Source organism: Actinomadura physcomitrii (assembly GCF_008923205.2).
Lineage (GTDB): Bacteria > Actinomycetota > Actinomycetes > Streptosporangiales > Streptosporangiaceae > Spirillospora > Spirillospora physcomitrii.
In genome coordinates this window covers 17,046-34,539 of the sequence record NZ_WBMS02000067.1, presented here as the reverse complement: position 1 = coordinate 34,539, position 17,494 = coordinate 17,046, and the positions used below count along the sequence as shown (strand labels likewise).

At 73.8% G+C, this 17,494-nt stretch carries 13 protein-coding genes; 2 read left to right on the top strand and 11 right to left on the bottom strand.

Annotation, left to right across the window (positions count from 1 at the left end):
- Window positions 1-915: 915 nt before the first annotated feature.
- The 7 genes from F8568_RS44290 to F8568_RS44260 form a co-directional block, all read right to left on the bottom strand.
- A complete protein-coding gene (locus F8568_RS44290) occupies window positions 916-1,128 on the bottom strand; it encodes a hypothetical protein (RefSeq protein ID WP_151600145.1) in 213 nt (70 codons plus the stop codon).
- 367 nt (window positions 1,129-1,495) lie between these two features.
- The gene (locus tag F8568_RS44285; protein WP_151600144.1) at window positions 1,496-1,741 is read right to left on the bottom strand and encodes a hypothetical protein; all 246 of its coding nucleotides are present in this window, start codon (window positions 1,739-1,741) and stop codon (window positions 1,496-1,498) included.
- The gene (locus F8568_RS44280) at window positions 1,738-2,247 is read right to left on the bottom strand and encodes a hypothetical protein (protein WP_151600143.1); all 510 of its coding nucleotides are present in this window, start codon (window positions 2,245-2,247) and stop codon (window positions 1,738-1,740) included. Before F8568_RS44280 ends, F8568_RS44285 begins: the two co-directional genes overlap by 4 nt.
- A 107-nt stretch (window positions 2,248-2,354) precedes the next feature.
- Complete coding sequence (locus F8568_RS44275; protein WP_151600150.1) at window positions 2,355-3,791, bottom strand: purple acid phosphatase family protein; 1,437 nt, start codon at window positions 3,789-3,791, stop codon at window positions 2,355-2,357.
- A gap of 104 nt (window positions 3,792-3,895) precedes the next feature.
- Complete coding sequence (locus F8568_RS44270; RefSeq protein ID WP_151600142.1) at window positions 3,896-4,336, bottom strand: hypothetical protein; 441 nt, start codon at window positions 4,334-4,336, stop codon at window positions 3,896-3,898.
- A gap of 86 nt (window positions 4,337-4,422) precedes the next feature.
- On the bottom strand, window positions 4,423-5,139 hold the full coding sequence (locus tag F8568_RS44265) for a type 1 glutamine amidotransferase (protein ID WP_151600149.1): 717 nt from the start codon (window positions 5,137-5,139) through the stop codon (window positions 4,423-4,425).
- 16 nt (window positions 5,140-5,155) lie between these two features.
- The gene (locus tag F8568_RS44260; RefSeq protein WP_151600141.1) at window positions 5,156-6,406 is read right to left on the bottom strand and encodes a Mur ligase family protein; all 1,251 of its coding nucleotides are present in this window, start codon (window positions 6,404-6,406) and stop codon (window positions 5,156-5,158) included.
- Between the two features lie 403 nt (window positions 6,407-6,809).
- Between F8568_RS44260 and F8568_RS44255 the strand changes: the two genes are divergently transcribed.
- Window positions 6,810-8,471: a hypothetical protein gene (locus tag F8568_RS44255; protein WP_151600140.1), complete on the top strand. Its 1,662-nt coding sequence runs from the start codon at window positions 6,810-6,812 to the stop codon at window positions 8,469-8,471.
- A gap of 223 nt (window positions 8,472-8,694) precedes the next feature.
- Window positions 8,695-9,672, top strand: a complete 978-nt coding sequence (locus F8568_RS44250) for a hypothetical protein (protein WP_151600139.1) — start codon at window positions 8,695-8,697, stop codon at window positions 9,670-9,672.
- Window positions 9,673-9,997: 325 nt separating this feature from the next.
- On the opposite strand, the gene F8568_RS44245 is transcribed toward F8568_RS44250, so the two are convergent.
- The 4 genes from F8568_RS44245 to F8568_RS44230 form a co-directional block, all read right to left on the bottom strand.
- Window positions 9,998-11,071, bottom strand: coding sequence for a hypothetical protein (locus F8568_RS44245; protein WP_151600138.1), 1,074 nt, complete (start codon window positions 11,069-11,071; stop codon window positions 9,998-10,000).
- A gap of 47 nt (window positions 11,072-11,118) precedes the next feature.
- Window positions 11,119-14,163 carry an ATP-binding protein gene (locus F8568_RS44240; RefSeq protein ID WP_236010097.1) on the bottom strand — a complete coding sequence of 1,015 codons (3,045 nt, stop codon included), beginning with the start codon at window positions 14,161-14,163 and terminating at the stop codon, window positions 11,119-11,121.
- A 156-nt stretch (window positions 14,164-14,319) separates the two neighbouring features.
- Complete coding sequence (locus F8568_RS44235; protein WP_151600137.1) at window positions 14,320-16,431, bottom strand: hypothetical protein; 2,112 nt, start codon at window positions 16,429-16,431, stop codon at window positions 14,320-14,322.
- Between the two features lie 277 nt (window positions 16,432-16,708).
- The gene (locus F8568_RS44230; RefSeq protein WP_151600136.1) at window positions 16,709-17,491 is read right to left on the bottom strand and encodes an ABC transporter ATP-binding protein; all 783 of its coding nucleotides are present in this window, start codon (window positions 17,489-17,491) and stop codon (window positions 16,709-16,711) included.
- Between the last annotated feature and the right edge of the window lie 3 nt (window positions 17,492-17,494).

The following is a 17,494-nucleotide window of genomic DNA, read 5'->3' as shown; positions in this document are numbered from 1 at the left end:
AGGGGCCGCAGAGGCTCCAAAGTCAAGGGTGGACGAAGTCCATCGCGTAGCGACGCCGAAGGCGCCCTTGACTTTGGAGGGGCGGCCCCGTACGCAAGCGCCACCCCACCACCCGAACACCCCTCCCGCCAATCAAGCAACACCCTCTGGAAGGACACCAGAACGCTCTCCTTGAGAAGCTTTAAACACGACTCACACCGTCCATCAATCATGAAAGCGCCAAAGCGGCAAAGCGGGCACTCTGCCCTAGAACGGTGGCGAGTGCGGGTCTCTGCTCGTACGAAGGGCCATCTATACCCACACATCACCAGCCACGCGGGACCGTTATTCCAAAAGTCTCACCGTCCGGCGCCGACCGGGCCGATGGCAGCGCCCAAGCCGACACCCAAGCCGACAGCCAGATCGACTCCACTCCATGCGACGCTTTGGTTACCACCAGCGGGGACGCCATGCATTTTCGGTCTGCGGATGCACCGGCATTAAGAGGACGTCAGCAACGGCCGCCGCGAGCCCCGGTCCGCCCGAAGCAACGCTTTTTCGCAGTCGGTCCCGGTGGCGCGAGCTCATGAAGGGCGCGGGGCGAAGACGTCGGCTACGTGGCCGTCGAGCATGGCGACCGGTGCTCTGTCCGGGACGGCCGGCAGGTAGACGAGGACCGCTCCGGCAGCTGCCTTTCCAATTGCGTTGTATCTTCCGGGCTACTCGACCGGCGGTGTTCCGGAGTGTTCGCGCGAAAATCCGTTCCAGTCGGGGATCGGGCGGTTGTCCAGCTCACCTGGAGGCGGGCGTACGGCGCGCGGGTCCAGCCATACCGCTGCCACAGCGAGCAGTCGTCGATGCGCGTCGCCACGGCGCCTTCGTGCAGGGCCGTCCCGTCCGTCCCGCCCCATGCAGTAGCTGTCGCATCGGTCGGGGTCAGGACGGTGCAGCGGACACCGCCAGGGCGACCATACCGCCAGGGGAGGGAGGCGGTGTGGACGGGCGCATGCCATCCCTCGTACCGGTTGCGAAAGCGCGGACGGTCCGCCCATCGAAGGTGATCCGGACGACCATCCCAGCGTCGTCGAACAGGCCGACGGCCCATTTGTCGAAAGCGATCCGGTCGATGACGCAGTCGTGCTCGCGCATCGGCGGGGTGAAGATCCGTCCCATGTCCGCGGCGGACGCCGCACCGCCCTCCTGGAGGCCGCGCTGCGTCGTGGGCCTCCAGGCTACGGCGTCCCTGAACCCTCGCCTTGCTGGACGCGCTGCTGACGTTGGTGGCGCATCGTCCGCGCTGCCGCCTCGGCCGTCCTGGCCCTCGGACGCGGCGAGCACCGCAGGGGCCGCGTAGCACTGATCGCGATGCGTCCGCCAGTCCGGTCCTGCGCGCGCCTTGACATGCGACCCGATGCGGACGCGCAACCGCCTTTCATGGCGGCCACGCTCGTCGCCGGATGGAACGAGAACATCGGCGACCTGCGGCCCTCGCCGCCCGCGCGAGGCGCGCGGGCGGCTAGTACCAGTCGCCCGGCTGGCCGGGTTCGTCCGGGCCGCCGCCTTCGGTGTTCCGCGCCGTGTAGAACAGCAGCGAGACGACCCCGACGCCGCCCAGCGCGTGGAACGGGGAGATCCGCAGCAGTCCGGCGACGATAAGGACGACGGAGGCCAGCAAGCCGAGCGCGCAGGCCGCGACCACGACCACCGCCAGCCGGTGGAGCAGCCACCCCAGTCCCTCGTCGAGCTTCCGGAGCCAGGTCATGGCGGCTCGATGCCTACGTACCCGCTGCATCCGCACGGTGTGCCGCCGGCGTCGACCTCCATCACGTCGCCCTCCAGGCCGATGACGGTCTGCGTCGTGTAGGGCGGGCCCTCGGCCAGGCACGGCCCCTGCCCCGCGGCCGTGGGACGTCCAGTTGTGACGGCAGCGGCGACAACTGCAAGCAGTCCCGGTATGCCAGTCGATGGGGATCCGCTGGACCCGATGAGCGGCCGTCTCCTGCCGGACGGCGGCGGGTTCGACCGGCGCTTCCGCGCGCGTACGAACTCCCCGACACCGGTGACCGTCATCGGAAGGACCACGAGCAGGCCGAAGGCCGCGAGGACGTAGCGCCAGTACGGCAGCAACCCGTGGACAATTCCGGCGACGGCGACCACCGCGAAGAACAGCAGCCCCAGAACGATGAGCGCGCCTCCGGCAATGGCGATGCCGACCACGACCACGCCGGACAGCTCGTCGATCCGGCTCGGCCAATCGCGTCTCGGCACGAGATCCCCCGAAATCGTCGCCGGTACGGTCCAGACTACGGACCGGCGGCCATTTCCGGGAGGAGCGTGACCGAACGTTCACGCATATGTCGTCTTCGCAGTGCGCCTCAGCCGGCGGGGGCGAGTCCGGAGAGGTCGCGGGCGACGACGGAGTTGCGGTCGGTGATGCGGTTTCCCAGGGACAGTTGCGGCCAGAGCCCGGACAGTTCCTGCCGGCTCCGCTCGCTCCATGCCCGCGCCTCGGGGCTTCGGGTCTTGTAGAAGTTCAGCGCGTAGCCGCCGCTGTGGACGCGGAGCAGCGTGAAGCCGCCCGGGTACTCCTTGACGGCGCCGACCTCCTGCTGCACGACCTTCGGCGCCAGCGGGAACACCGACCGCTGGTTCCGGTGGGTATGGCCGGCGTGGTGGAGGAAGACGCCGGGGGTGCGGGCGTAGGCGCCGAGAATGCGCAGCGATTGCCCGGCGTCGAGGGAATGGGCGCCGGTGATGGACAGCGGGTCGTTCTCGGTGAACAGCGGATGGTGGCCGAAGACGAGCGTCGGACGGTCCGGGTCCTTCTTGAGTTCGGCTTCGAACCAGGACTGCTGCTCGGGCGACAGCCCGCCGGAATCGCCGCCGTTCCCGGGCTTGTCATAGGTGTCGAGGCCGATGACGCGAAGACCGTGCAGGTCGCGGGCGAAATGGCTGGGACCGGACGGGAAGAAGGCGTCCTGGAAGCAGTCGTTGCCCTGGTAACGGCCGACAGTGCAGGTGGAATAGGCGGCGCCTTCGTGAGCGCGGTCGTGGTTGCCGCGCGCGACGAGATAGTCCTGCGTGTACGTGCCGAAGGTGTCGAGGATGCTCTTGGCGCTGTGCAGGTCGGCGGGCGCCGCCTCGCTGGAGACGTCCCCGGCGGCGAGCAGGTGGTCGGCGCCCCGCGCGCGGGCGTCCGCGATCAGCGCCCTCGCCATGATCTCCGGGTAGGGCGCGTGGCCCGGGACCTGCGAGATCCCCGTGATCCAGGGGAGCTGCCCGATGAGCCCGGCGACGGTCTCGCCGAGATGCAGGTCGTTGCAGAGCGCGATGGAGAACAGGTGCCTGCCGGGCGGCGGCTGCGGCGTGGTGAACGCGAACACCTCGCCCTGCGGGACGCCCGCCGCCTGGCCGCCCGCGAGTCCCGTGGCGGTGGCGGCGACGCCGTTGGACCGCGCCTTGTAGTAATAGGTGCGGCCCGGCTCCAGATCGGTGAGCTCGACGTAGTGGTACGGCGTGCCCGACGGGCCGTGGGCCGAGCGGGTGAGGCGGGACGGGTGCGTCCCGTAGACGACCTCGGCGTCGGACGGGGCGGGCTCCATGCGGCCGAGCCCGTCGTCGGTGCCGGGGACGCCGGTGTACCAGGTGAGGACGGCGGACGTCTCGGTCAGCGTCACCAGTTCGAGGTTCACCGGGCGGGCGGCGCCGGCGGCGCGCGCGGAGGCCGGGTCGAGGGCGGGCAGCAGGCCCGCCCCCGCCACGATCGCGCTCCAGCGCAGCAGGTCGCGGCGGCCGGGACGGCAGCAGATCATGATCGCCACGGTGGCAGCCCGACGGGCGCGCCGCCAGACCCCTGACCGAACGTTCACCGGATCGCCGCCGGACGTCCCGGCCGTCCTCGGCCCGGGAACCCGGCTCAGCGTTCGATGGAGGCCACGATCTCGTTCGCGGCCTTCTTCCGCACGCCGAGGTTGAGCCGGACGAGCGACTGCCCGTCGCTCCGGTCGGCGATGACGACCTGGTTCAGCAGGCCGCTCTTCCGCTCCGCCGCCAGCGCCTCCCTCGGCGCGTCGAACACGAGCGCGCCGGGGCGGGAGCTTCCGTTGATCCGCTTGAACATCAGCACCCGGTGCGACGTCACGACGACCCACACGGCCGGCGGCACCGCCACGACGACGAGTCCCACCCCGCCGGTGGCCGCCGCCGTCGCGAGCCCGGTGGCCAGGCCCGTGGCGAGGCTCTTACCGAGCTGCTGCTTCATGCCCCGCTTGAGCTGGGCGACGACCACGGTGTCGACCGCTTCGCCCGGCGCCATCTGGGGAGCCAGCCGCTCCGCCAGTTTCGTCCTCGCCGACACGGCACCTCCATGATCCGATCCGGCAGGCCGCCGAATCCTATTCGAGGAAGGTGCCGGAGAACGGGCGGTCCGGTGTCCGCTGCCGGTCAGCCGAGGACGGCGGCGAGGCGCTCCTCGCGCAGGCGGCCCGCCCACGAGTCGTCGATCGGCTGCAGGTCGCGGCCGACGGCCCAGCGCAGCAGCAGGTCGGCGAGGCCCGGGTTGCGGACGAGCGCCGGGCCGTGCATGTAGGTGCCGAGCACGTGGCCCGCGTAGGCGCCCTCGTAGCCGTCGCCGTTGCCGATGCCGTGCAGCACCTTCGCGAACGGGCGGGCGTTCGGGCCGAGCCGCGTGACGCCCTGGTGGTTCTCGAAGCCGGTGATGCGCGGGACGTTCAGCTCGCCCGCGACGTCCCCGACGATCTCGCCGACGGCGCGCTGCTCGCCGCGCCCGGAGCGGATGTCGAGCAGGCCGAGGCCGCGGACGGGCTGGCCCTCCTCGCCGCCGAACTCGTGGCCGAGCAGCTGGTAGCCGGCGCAGACCGCGAAGACCACGGCGCCGGACTGCACCGCGCGGGCGAGGCCGCCGTCGCCGAGCAGCCGCTGCGCGGCGAGGATCTGCGGCCGGTCCTCGCCGCCGCCGAGCAGGTAGATGTCGCCGTCGGCGGGGACGGGCTCGTCCGAGCGCAGGCTGATCGTCCGGGTCGGGATGCCGCGCAGCGCGGCGCGCCGCTCCAGCACGATCGTGTTGCCCTGGTCGCCGTAGGTGCTGAGCAGGTCCGGGTAGATCCAGACGATCTTCAGCGGGTGCTGGGCGCCGGGCATGGCGGCGGAAGCGGGGTCAGACGACACGGCCGTACCTCGTTCGGATGTTCTGGAAGGCGGTGTAGTTGGCGATCACGTCCAGGTGCCCGGGCGGGACGGCCATGACCGCCTGGTCGATGTCGTCCACCAGGGTGAACTGCACGTCGGCGGCCTCGAGGCGGGCGGCGAGGTCGATCCGCCGCTCGCCGGCGACCCAGACGGGCCGGCCGCGCAGGATGCGGTAGTCGACGTCCCACAGCCAGGAGGTGTCGCGGCCGTCGGGGCCCTGCGCGTTGATCGACAGTGCGACGGGGCCGGGCGCGGGTTGCAGGACGTCGAACGCCTCCAGCCAGCCGGCCGGGTTCTTCGACAGCAGCAGCCGGATCGAGCGGCCCTCGTGCTCGACGGTGGTGTAGCGGCCGGCGACCGACCGCACCTGCGACAGCAGCGGCAGCGCCTGCTCGGGCGGGACGCCGAACTGGGCGACGACCGCGAGCGCGACGAGCGCGTTCGACCGGTTGGCGCGGCCGGGCAGGGACAGCTGGGCGAGGGAGAACGCGCGGCCGTCGGGGCCGGTGATCTGGTCGCCCTTCAGCGTCCAGTCGGGCCGGGGCCGGCGGAAGTGGCACTGCCGGCACGCCCAGTCGCTGTCCTCGTCGGTGTCCTGCCGGTCGAGGGGGCCGCCGCACTCGGGGCAGCACCAGGAGTCCTCGCGCCAGTGCTGGCCCGCGGCGACCCACGTGACGCTCTTGGCGGACGACGCGCCCCACGTGACGAGCGGGTCGTCGCAGTTGGCGACGACGTGGCTGTTCGGGGACGCCTCCAGGGCGCGCCGCCACTTGCCGGCCAGCAGCCAGATCTCGGCGGCGCGGTCCATCTGGTCGCGGCTGAGGTTCATCAGCGCGACGATGTTCGCGCCGGTCTCCCGCAGCACCATCGGGACGTACTTCTCGTCGCACTCCAGCACGCCGTAGCGGGCGGTGGGCGCGGACGCGAGCGCGGACACGTGCCCGGTGGGCATGTTCGCGCCGAACGCGTTGGTGGCGACCTCGCCCAGCGGGGTCATCGCCGAGGTGATCAGCCGGGTCGTCGTCGTCTTGCCGTTGGTGGCGCTGACGAGGACGAGCTTGCGGTCCTTGGCGAGCCGGGTGAGCAGCTCGGGGTCGAGGCGCAGGCCGATCCGCCCGCCGATCACCGAGCCGTCCCCGCGGCCCGCCATCCGGGACATCTTGGCGGCCGTACGACCGAGCGCGACGGCCAGCTGCGAACGCAGCGGAAGATCGCTCATGGACTCCGTCTTCTCTGGATGCGCCCTGCTCTTGTTCAAGTGCGCGCCGAACCGCTCCGAGCCTAGCCGCTGCGGGCCGCACTCGCCGCGCGGCGTGCGGGTTGCGGCGGCGGGTCCGCGCGGTTCTCCGGCGGCGCGACGCCCGTCCCCCTAAGATGTGAGGAGCCTCACAGGATCCCCGGTAAACCACCGGCGGCAATCTTGACCGGTACCGAGATGTCGTGATTCGGTGCGAGCCCGTCAGCGGTGAGTCCAGATTCCGATCCACGCGCCCTCGAGCGACATCACCCACTACTTTTGTCGGGAGCCCTGCCGGTTTCGTTCGCGGGGAACAGCGGCCCGCCCCAGCCGGCGGGCCGGGATGCGCAGGCGTGGCAAGCGGCGACAAGGCGAGGTCAGAGCGATGCAGTGTCCGACGTGCGGTTCTCACACGCCCGGGACGCTCGGCAAGTGTTCGAACTGCGACGCGCCGATCGACGTGTACTCGGTCGGGCCGCTTCCCGCGCCCGTGCAGGGCGGCCCCGCCGCCGTGCTCGACGGGCGGGCGGGGCTCGACGAGAAGACCATGATGGTGCCGCCGCCGACGCCCGCGTGGGCGCCGGCCAGCCCGGCGCCCGGCGACCCCGAGTCCACCGCGACGTGGACGTTCGACCCGGACGCGGAGGGCTACACGCCCACCGGCGGCACCCCGGCCCTGCCCGCCGGCAGCGGCGGCGCGAACGCCGGCCCCGCCGCGAACGGTGCGGGCGCGAACGGTTCCGCCGCGAACGGCCAGGCGAACGGCCAGGGGAGCGGCTGGGCCAACGGCCAGGTGCGGGCGAACGGCCAGCAGCAGCCGGCGCTCGGCGCCGCGCCCTCGTCCGGTGCCCCCGCGCTGCCGCCCGCGGGCGGGTTCCCCGGCGGCGCGCTCGCCCCGGAGGAGCCGCCGCCGCCCGTCGAGTCGATCGTCCCGGAGTCGTGGTTCGCGCAGCCGCGCAAGCCCGACCCGCAGGACGCGGCGGAGGCCACCCAGATCTACGATGCCCCGCAGCCGCCCGTCGGCCAGGGCTGGGGCGCCCCGCTGCCGGCCGCCGGCTCGCCGCCGCAGGGCCAGGCGCCCATGGCGGACGCCGAGGCGACGCAGCTCGCACCCGGCCCGATGGGCGGGCCGATGGGGGGTGCGATCGGGGGTGCACAGCTCGACGGCCGCACCCGCATGGACTTCGGGTCGAACGGCGGGTTCGACCAGACCCGGATGGATCCGGGCGGTACGTCCGTCATGGGCGCTCCCCCGATGGGTCCGGGCGGTCCGGGCGGGTTCGGCCCGCCCGGCGGCGGCTACGGCGACCCGATGAACCCGGGCATGCCGATGGGGAACCAGGGCATGCCGATGAACCAGCTGGGCCCGAGCGGTCCGGGCGGTCCGGGCGGCCCCGGCGGCTATCCCCCTGGTCCGGCGCGCTCCGGCGGCGGGACGAGCAAGCCGCTGCTGATCGGCGTCGCCGCGCTCGTCGCCGTGGCGCTCGTCGTGGTCGCGTTCGTCGCGTGGCCGTCCGGCGGCGGCAAGGACGGCGGGTCCCCCCAGGCGTCGAAGTCGTCCAGCAAGCCGGTCTCGCAGAACGAGAAGATCAGCAGCGCGGAGAAGCAGCAGGCCGAGGCCATGAGCGCGGTGCTGGACGCGAGCGTCGACGCGCGCCGCGTCCTCGCCGGGGCGCTCAGCCGGGCGGGTCGCTGCAAGGATCTGCCGACCGCCGTCCAGGGGTTCCAGAACGCCGTCCAGCGCCGCCAGAACCAGCTGAACCGGACCCGCAACCTGAAGGTCGGCCAGCTGACGAAGGGCGCGCAGCTGAAGACGTCGCTGGCGCAGGCGCTGCAGGCGTCGCTGCAGGTCGACCAGCTCCTGCTGCAGTGGGCGCAGCGGAGCCGGGCGCACTGCCACGGCAAGCCGAAGCCGGACGCGGCGCACGTGCCGGGCCGCGCGCAGGGCGAGCGCCGCGCGACGCTCGCCAAGCAGAAGTTCGTCGCGCTGTGGAACCCCGTGGCGAAGAAGACCGGGCAGCCGGTGCGGAGCTGGCAGCGGGTCTGACCGGCACAGCGTTCGACCAGGGCGGTGCACGCGCGGGCGTGACCGTCCGATCACAACCGGGTTGCGACCCGCGGGCGGGACGTCCGTTCGCGGGGGCGGGGCAGTATCTTGTCACCGAAGCACCTCACGGGGCAAAGGGGCTGTTATGCGGTGTCCGGGCTGCGGAAGCGACACCAATCCGGCGCTCCCCCGTTGCACGCGCTGCAACGCACCGGTGCCGCCCATGCCGCCGGACGGCCCCGGCCACACGCTCTCCGCCGCCGAGGAGACGGCGCGCGACCCGTCCGGGGAGGACGAGGCGACGCGCGACTACGGCGTCCCGCCGGCGCCGGCGGCCCAGGGGAACCCGTTCGAGCAGCCGGCCGGCGGCGCGCCCCCGGCCGGATTCGGCGCCGGGCCCGCCGAGCCGCTGCCGCCTCCCTGGATCCCCGTGCCGGACGCGCCGGACCCCGGGCAGTGGCCCGGCAGCACGTCCCCCATGCCGCCGTCCGGCGAGCGGTCGACGCAGCTCGGCCCCGAGCCGTGGGGCGAGCGGTCGACGCCGCTCGGGCCGGAGCCGTGGGCCGAGCCCGCCATCTGGCAGCCGCCCGCGCCCCCGAAGCGGAACAACGCGCTGTACTTCCTCATCGCGGCGGGCGTGGTGCTCCTCGTCGTGGTCGCGCTCGGGATCGTGTTCTGGCCGAGCGGCTCGGACAAGCCCGCCGCGTCCGTCGCCGGGCCCGCGTCATCGCCGGCGGGCCAGCCCGTCACGACCGACGACCAGAGCCCCGAAGACTCGCCGACCACCACGGACGGCTCGCCCAGCGCCGACATGACGGTGCAGGCCCGCGCGGTCGACGGCCTCCTCGACGAGATGGCCTCGACCCGCTCCGAGCTCGGCACCATCGTCACCGACGGCTGCGCCACCGAGGGCCTCCAGCGCATCCATGACGAGCGGCAGTCGCAGCTCGACAAGGCCAACGCGCTGGACGTCAGCGCGCTCGACAACGGCACCGCGATGAAGGACGCGCTGGTGCGGGCGTTGCGCGCGTCGGTCGAGTCGAACCAGCGGTACCTGGACGTCTCGCCCGGCTGCCCGTCCGACGACGAGGTGGCGGACGTGAACCAGCAGGCGACGGACGCCAAGAACGAGTTCATCGGCTACTGGACCCCCGTCGCCCAGCAGGCCGGGCTCCCGGCCCGCGACGGCGACGACATCTGACGCGCCGGGCGGCGGGGGGCCGGGCCGGTCAGCCGCCGGCGCCGAGCGCGGCGGCGAGGGCGCGGACCGCCTCGGCCAGCGCCGCGACACCGGCGACGCGGCGGCCGAGCCGGGCGAGCGCGCCGCCTCGGGCAGCTCGTCGGCGTGCTGCTCCAGCAGCCGCTCGACGCGGGCTAGGGCCGCGGCGGCGTCGGCGCCGGACCCGCCCGCGATCCGCTGGTTCTGGGTGACGTGGTCGCCGCTCGCGATCTGCCCCGACACGTTCGCGTGCCCGCCGATGCTGATGCCCCGGTCACCGTGCTGCGCCATGCCGTCCTCCACGAGGTCAGGGGTTGATACGGGTCTGCCGCTGCTCGACGCGGCGTCCGGAGGCGACCTGCCCGTGGACGGTGCCGCCGGTCATGATGACGCCCTGGTTCAAGATGACGCCGGCCTGCGCGCGGTAGGCCGACACGTCGATCCCGCACTCGTCCGAGAGGTGGTCGAGGATCGCCTCGTTCACCCGCCGCTCGATGAGCCGCATGTACTTGTCGACGTCGGTCTCCTGGACGAACGTCGCGAAGCCGTCCTCCGCGAACAGCTCGCGGACGCTGATCCGCGCGCCGTGGTCGTGCGAGGTCTTGCGCGCCGGGTTGCCGGACGAGGTCGCCGCGACGATGCTGCGGGCCATCGTCCCGCAGGTGGTGAGCATCCGCGGCCAGGCCAGCAGCGTGCCGGCGAGCACCGTCCGCCAGCTCTCGGTGAGGGTGCGCAGCAGCAGGGTCACCGCGTCCCAGTCGGGCAGCCGGTCGACGATGCGGTACGCCTCCCGGACGGGCGGCAGGACCGTCGCGACGAACTGCCCGTAGAGCATGCGCCCCTCGACCGCGAGGTAGACGGACGCGGAGAGCACGACGTCCTTCTCCTCGGCGGGCGCGACGGGGCGGCCGTCCGGCGCGTCGACCGCCTGGCCGTGCCCGGCGACGGTGACGCGCTGGTAGCAGCGCAGGTCGCCCTGCGGGTGCCGCATCATCGCCGCGACGGCCTCGGGGGAGGCGACGGAGAACGGCACGCCGGCGGTCGCGTCGATGAGCGGGTGGCCCTGGAACCCGGTGGCGCCGGGGGAACCGGGTTCCGGTGAGGCGGTGTCCCCGTCCGGGCCCGGCGGGCGGGAGCCGGACGCGGGACGGTCCAGTTCCAGCGCGATGGACCACACACGGGACCAGGGCGCCGTCACGTCCCCCGCGCCGATGAAGGGGTTGGCGCCGGAGTAGAGCGTCACGTTGCCGTGCTGCGCCGAGCGTACCCGGTCGATGACGCGCCGGACCCGCTCGCTGTAGGTGCGCGGCCCGGGGCCCGTGGCGCCCGGTCCGAGATCGCCGGCCAGGGTGGAGAAGACGATCGCGAGGTGGACGGACACGATCGAGTGACTTATCGCCGAATCGTGATGGCATCGTCGCAAAACGGTCACGCGTCGGCGGGGGTGTCCGGGTCGGGGTCGCGGGACAGGAACGGGAGCCCGGCGGACGGGTCGGCGAACGGTTCGACGAACCGCTCCGGCCAGCTCAGCACGGGCTCGAGCCACTCCTCGACGCGCATCGTCCGGGCCGCGTCCTCGATCTGCTCGTCCTCGGGGAGGCCGATCGCGACGACGGCGAGGTCGGCGTAGTAGGCCGCGTTCTCGTCGTCGCCCTCGATCGCGGTGAGCGCGAGTGGGCGGTTGCGGTCCAGCTCCATGGACAGCGGATGGCGGCGCAGCGCGCGCAGCCGGTGGCCGAGCCTCGGCCGCGGCGGCTGCTTGAGGCCGGGCAGCTGGTAGTCGAGCGGCGGCGCGGGCGCGTGCTTGTCGGGGGCGCCCGCGCCGTAGGGGAACAGCCGGTCGAGCTCGTGCAGCCAGCGGAGCTGCGGGATCACCCAGTTCGGGCCGGGCGCCGCGGTCGCGGTGCCGCCGCCGAGCAGCCGCTGCGCGACGCCGGCGGCGGTGGCGGTCAGCTCGGCCGGCGGGTACGCGGTCCGCAACGCCCATGACCGGCGGGTCACGGCGCGTTCGAGGACGGTCGCGAGCGCGCACTCGCGGAGCCGGGGCGCCAGCCGCGACCAGGCCCGGCCGAGCTCCGGCGGGACGGCGGGCACCGGCCGGTTCACCACGTGCGCGAGGACGAGCGTGTCCGCCCACAGCCGCAGCCACGCCCACTCCGGGTGGCCCGCGACGAGGTCGGCCTCGCGCAGCTCGTAGAGGGTGCAGGCGCGCCCGGACCGGCACTCGCAGCCGCACGCCGCCGACCGGCGGCCGTCCACCGGGGGCGGCGGGCCTGGCAGCTCGGCCTCGCGGCCCTCGCCGAGCGGGACGCGGACGCGCAGCGGCCGGTCCATCCCGTCGGCGAACACCGCCGCGACGCCGGGACGCAGCGACACCACCTCGCGGGACTGGTCGGCGTCCAGGTTCATCGCCGCGCCGACCTGGTGCCGGTCGTCGTGCGCGGGCAGCCGGTGCACGACCTTCAGCGCGGTGTTCTTGATCACGTCGGGGACGAGCTTGGTCGGGATCTGCTCGGCGACGATGATGCCCTCGCCGTACGCGCGGATCTCCGCGAGCATCCCGGCGAACAGCTCGACGGCGTGCGAGCTGCCGCGCTCGGGCCCCCGGTTGCGCAGCAGCCGGTGCGCTTCCTCGATCACGATGACGTGCCGCAGCGCCGGGCCGTCGGAGCGGTCGCGGCGCCGCTCCCGCATCCGCAGGTGCTCGACGATCCGGATGATCAGGGTTCCCATGAGGAACGCCTTGTCCTCGTCGTTCGCGACGTCCTCGATGGCGAGGACGATGTTGTCGCGCAGCATCCCGCCGATGTCGGCCGGGTGGCCGCCCTCGAAGAACCGCCCGGCCGAGCCGATCCGCAGCGAGCGGAGCCGGACGTCCACGAACCCCTGCACGTCGGCCATCAGCTCGCGGCCGTACCCGACGTCCTGGATCACCTGCAGCGCCGCGTTCTGCAGCTGCTCCAGCGTCGGGACGGCCGGTTCGATCAGCGAGCCGGGGACGCCCGCGCCGGTCACCACGTCCCAGCCGTTGGTCTCGTAGACGCGCTGCAGGGCCTGCGCCATGATCTGCGGGAACGGCTCCTCGGCGTCGAACGCGGCCTGGAAAAGCGCGCGGACCATGTCGATGTGCGCCTGCACCGGATAGCCGGGCTCGGGCGCGAGCGGGTTCACCGACAGCGGCACCGACGCCGGGTCGGACGGGTTCACGACCGTGACGGGGCCGCCGAGGTCCTCGATCCGGCCCGCCATCGCCGCGTACTCCGACTTCGCCGGCTCGATCGCCAGCCACGGCACGCCCGCGCGGGTCAGCTGCTCCAGCAGGTGCCGGACGGTCTGCGACTTGCCCGCGCCCGTCGCGCCCGTGACGAACACGTGCCGGTTGATCGTCGAGCGGGGGACGGTGAACGTGCCGACCTGCCGGTCCTGGCCGTCGAGGATCGCACCCAGCTCGATCCGCGCCTCGGGGCGCGGGGCCGGCGCGTCGTCGGTCTCCGACGTCACGTCGAAGTACCCGGCGTCCAGGACGCGCAGGCCCGGCACCTCGCGGCGCGGCAGCCCGGCGAGGGCCGACAGCGCGCCCGCCGTCGCGACGAACGGGTAGCGCTGCTCCGGCTCGGCCGCCGGGCGCAGCGGCGCGGGCTCCGCGCCCGGCCGCAGCATCTCCTCGAACGTGCCGCTGCCGTGCCCGGACCGCAGCCGGTACGGGTGGTGGCCGAGCTCCATCGAGCCGACGAGGACCGGCGCGATCTGCCCCAGCTCCGCCTGCGACGCCGCGCCCGCGACGACCCGGACCCGCCAGAGCCCCGCCTCGCGGAACGCGTCCAGCTCGGCGAGCCGCTGGTCGGCGCGCGCGACCGCGAGCCGGGCCTGCTCGTCCTCGCCGCGCCGCAGCATCCGCAGCTCGTGGTGCAGCTCGCGCATCTCGGTGTCGATCAGCCGCTCGTCGCACGGCTCGGCGACCACGAACCAGCCGAACGGCCGCTCCATCAGCGTGACGAGCGTCGCCTCGAACAGCCCCGGGCCGGTGTCGGCGGGGCCGACCTGCGGGGCGAGCCGTCCGGGGCAGCGCGTCCAGGCCATCCGGGCCGCCTGCCGCAGCCAGCCGTCGCCGATCCGGACGCCGCGGGCGCCGCTCGGGAACAGCAGGCCCTGCGCCTCCCCGTCCGGCCCCGGCGCGCCGATCGGCCCCGCGTTGGTGATCAGTTCCAGCGGGGCGCCGCCGCCCGCCGACAGCCACCCCACCACGAACGGGCGGTTGCGCCGCGCGGCCGACAGCGCGGCGGGCAGCACGCTGACGAAGTCCCACTCGGCGGACGCGCTGCGCTGCGGCGCGGGGATCGCCTGGATCCGGTACCAGGGGCCGGGCAGCGCGACGGCCTCGCCCCGCTCACCGCCGGCGCCCGGGGCCGCTCCGCCCATGCGGGGCGGGGGCGCGCCGGGCGGCACGCCCGCCCCCCGTCCGTACGGGGGCATACCGGGCGGCATGGAACCAGGGCGGAACGTCACCCGACCATCCTGACCCCCGTCCCCCCGCCGCGCCACCTCCCCCCTGAACACACGTTCATTTGCGGCGAGTCGTCGTTATGGATCCGGTCATAACGACGACTCGCCGCAAGTCAACGAAGGGGGTCAGGCGGGTGGGCCGGCCTTGTGGCGGCCGTTGGGCTTGAGGGGCGGGAAGCGGGGGGAGGCGCCGCGCGGGAGGGCGTGGCGGGCGCGGGGCGCGGGGGGCTCCTCGCTGCGGACGGGTCTCGGTGCGGGCTCAGGGGCGGGCTCGGGGGCGCGCTCGGGGGCAGGTGCGGGGGCAGGTGCGGGGGCGGGTTCGGACGCGGCGCCGGGCGGCGCGGCGCCGGGGGCGTCCTCGGGGTCCTCGGCGGCGGCGCGTTCGAGGGCCTCCTGCTCGCGCAGGTACTCCTCGAACTCCATCGAGTGCGCGGTCGGCAGCGTGATGATGCCGGGGTTGGCGTCGACCAGCATGATGCGGCGGCCCGCCGTGCCGGAGTGGGTGAACACCATCGCGGTCGGCGGCAGCTCCTGCAGCTGCGGCGGTTCGACGAGCAGCTCCCGGAACCGCTGCTTCGCGGCGCCCCCGGCGGTGACCGTCCGGCCCCACGCGGTCGCCGAGCTGATCCCCTCGACCAGCACGGAGTCGTCGGCGGCGGGCGCGGGCAGCGGCGACCAGACCGGGTCGGTGAGGCCGTCGCCGCGCGGCCGGGCGTAGGCGACGGTGCTGGCGTAGCTCTCCCCCGCCACGTCGAACAGCGTCTCGCCCGCCGAGTCGGTGATCTCCGCGACGAGCAGCGGCTGGTCGGTGCCGATGTGCTCGGCGGCGACGCGGGCGTCCTCGGGGTTGCCGAGCCGCATGAACCCGACGGCCGCGTGGCCCCGGCGGCCGAGGCGCTCCCGGACGTGCCGGGGGATCGACCGGTACATCAGGACGAGCCCCGTCCCGGTCGCCTCGCAGGCGTCGATGAGCCGGTCCAGGACGTCGCCGCGCAGCTTCTCGGCGCCGCACAGGAACAGCGTGTGGTCCCAGCGGCCCCCGGGCGGCGACTCGCGGATGCGGTGCGTCAGCGCCGTCGTCACGTAGGTGCCGAGGATCCGGTTGGTGAGGACGCCGGCGCGGCGGTCCATCGACACGACGTGCAGCCGGGACGGCGGCAGCCCCACCGGCTCCGTCGCGAGCTTTTCCAGCTTGCGCAGCTGCGCCTCCAGCGCCCACGCGCGGCGAACCACGATCCGGTCGGTGGCGTCCCGGCCGAACAGCGTCGCGACGCGCTCCAGCTGCTCGTCGGTGAGCAGCCCCTTGCGCAGGTCGTCGCGCGGGTCGCCGACCTGGGCGAGGACGCGCAGCGCCGCGGTGATCCGCGGGATCGTCGCGTCCGGGCCGAGCACCTCGATGAGCCGCTCCAGGATCGAGTTGTCGAACGACAGGTCGCGGGTGCCGCCCTCCTCCTCGCCGGCGCTCACCACCAGCGACAGGACGTCCGCGAGCGCCTCCTGGCTCAGCCCCCGGGACATGTCCAGGCGCGGCAGGTCGGCGGGCAGCACCCAGACGAGCGGGTCGTCGCCGCGGTCGGCGGCCAGGCGCAGCAGGTCGTGCGCGACGGCGCCCTCGGACAGGTCGATGACGGTCAGCCGGGCGCCGACGGCGAGCCGCGCCGCGCCCATCGTGGTGACGGCGGCGGACCAGCCGGCGAGCGTCCCGCCGACGACGTCCACCCGGTCGACGCCGGGCGGGACCGCGACCGGGTACCACTCGCGCTGGCTCTCGTAGGCGCGGTGCCGCCGCTCCCATTCGCGGCGGGCCTCGTCGTAGGCGCGCTGCGCGGCGGCCCGCTCGCGGGCGCGGCGGGCCTGCTCGCGGGCGGCGCGGTCGCGCTCGTCGGCGAGCCGTTCCCGGACGGCCTGCCCGTCGCGCCACAGGGCGCCGCCGGTGATGGCGAGGACGACGGCGCATGCCAGCAGCGCGACGCCCGCGAACGCCCACGGCAGCAGCCCGGCGACGCCGCACCCCAGGAACAGCGCGACGCCGGCGAAGGTGCCGCCGGTGGCGATCCGCAGGGGGCGCGCGGTCAGGTGCTCGCCGGGACGCCGCGCGGGCGGCCCGGCGGGGGGCCGCTCGGCCGGCTCGGGCAGGACTGGGGGCGGACCCGGGTCCGGGTGCACCTGCGCGTAGCGCCAGCCCACGTAGACGCGGTCGGCCTGTGTGAGCCGCGCCATCGCGGACCCGCTCGCCATGTCCGTCACGTCGTGAGACCCCTGGGAGTCGCGGAACGGGGGAAACGCCTGGGGGTTGCCGTTCGGTTCGTCAGCGGTATCGGTTCACCTACACCGCAAGAGTAGAGAGCCTGCCGGGGTCGCGTGTCACGTTCGCCCGAACATGCGCCGAGAAGTACGACACGGACCGCTATTTCGGTCAACGGGCCCACCTGCGGCAAACATCGGACACCCCACTTCCCCGCGATTGGCCGCACCCGGCCACGCTATGCGGCGTGTCGCGGCGCGTCGCGGCGGGTCAGCGGACGGCGTCGGCCTTCTTCAGAGCGGCCTGGCGCGCCTGCCGGTCCTCGCGCCACAGCCGGCCCGCCTCGGCCGGGTCGCCGTCGAAGACGACCTTGCCCTTGCGCAGCGTCACGCCCCGGTCGCACAGCCGGGTGAGCATCTGGATGTCGTGCGCGACGATGACCATCGTGCGGCCCTCCCCCCGCAGCTCCCGGATCCGCCGCAGGCACTTCTCCCGGAACGGCGGGTCGCCGACGGCCAGCACCTCGTCGATGAGGAAGATGTCCGGCTCGGTGTGCGCGGCGATCGAGAAGGCCAGCCGCATGAACATGCCGGACGAGTAGAACCGCACCTGGTTGTCCATGAACCGCTCGACGCCGGAGAACTCCACGATCGCGTCGAACTTGCGCTTGATCTCCGCCTCGGACATGCCGAGGATCGCGCCGTTGAGGTACACGTTCTCGCGGCCGGTCAGGTCCGGGTGCAGGCCCGCGCCGACGTCGATCAGCCCGGCGATCCGGCCGCGGACCCGCACCGACCCGCGGTCCGGCCGCATCACCCCGGAGATCATCTTCAGCAGGGTGCTCTTGCCCGAGCCGTTCAGCCCCATCAGCGCGACGGTCTCGCCCTGGTAGATGGTGAGGCTGACGTCGTCGAGCGCGTTGAAGCTCTCCGACAGCTCCTGGCGGCGGACGGCCCGGATCGTCATCTCCCGGATCGAGCGGGCGTGCCGCAGGGTGAACCGCTTGCTCACCGAGTCGATCACGATGGACTCGGGGGGACGCTGCTGCTCCATCGC

Excerpts from the sequence above, each read along its gene's own strand:
- F8568_RS44290 (WP_151600145.1), bottom strand. The coding sequence starts at position 1,128 with ATGCGCGAGCACGACTGCGTCATCGACCGGATCGCTTTCGACAAATGG.
- F8568_RS44285 (WP_151600144.1), bottom strand. The coding sequence starts at position 1,741 with ATGACCTGGCTCCGGAAGCTCGACGAGGGACTGGGGTGGCTGCTCCAC.
- F8568_RS44275 (WP_151600150.1), bottom strand. The coding sequence starts at position 3,791 with ATGATCTGCTGCCGTCCCGGCCGCCGCGACCTGCTGCGCTGGAGCGCG.
- F8568_RS44265 (WP_151600149.1), bottom strand. The coding sequence starts at position 5,139 with ATGCCCGGCGCCCAGCACCCGCTGAAGATCGTCTGGATCTACCCGGAC.
- F8568_RS44260 (WP_151600141.1), bottom strand. The coding sequence starts at position 6,406 with ATGAGCGATCTTCCGCTGCGTTCGCAGCTGGCCGTCGCGCTCGGTCGT.
- F8568_RS44255 (WP_151600140.1), top strand. The coding sequence starts at position 6,810 with ATGCAGTGTCCGACGTGCGGTTCTCACACGCCCGGGACGCTCGGCAAG.
- F8568_RS44250 (WP_151600139.1), top strand. The coding sequence starts at position 8,695 with ATGCCGCCGGACGGCCCCGGCCACACGCTCTCCGCCGCCGAGGAGACG.
- F8568_RS44240 (WP_236010097.1), bottom strand. The coding sequence starts at position 14,163 with ATGCCCCCGTACGGACGGGGGGCGGGCGTGCCGCCCGGCGCGCCCCCG.
- F8568_RS44235 (WP_151600137.1), bottom strand. The coding sequence starts at position 16,431 with ATGGCGAGCGGGTCCGCGATGGCGCGGCTCACACAGGCCGACCGCGTC.
- F8568_RS44230 (WP_151600136.1), bottom strand. The coding sequence starts at position 17,491 with ATGGAGCAGCAGCGTCCCCCCGAGTCCATCGTGATCGACTCGGTGAGC.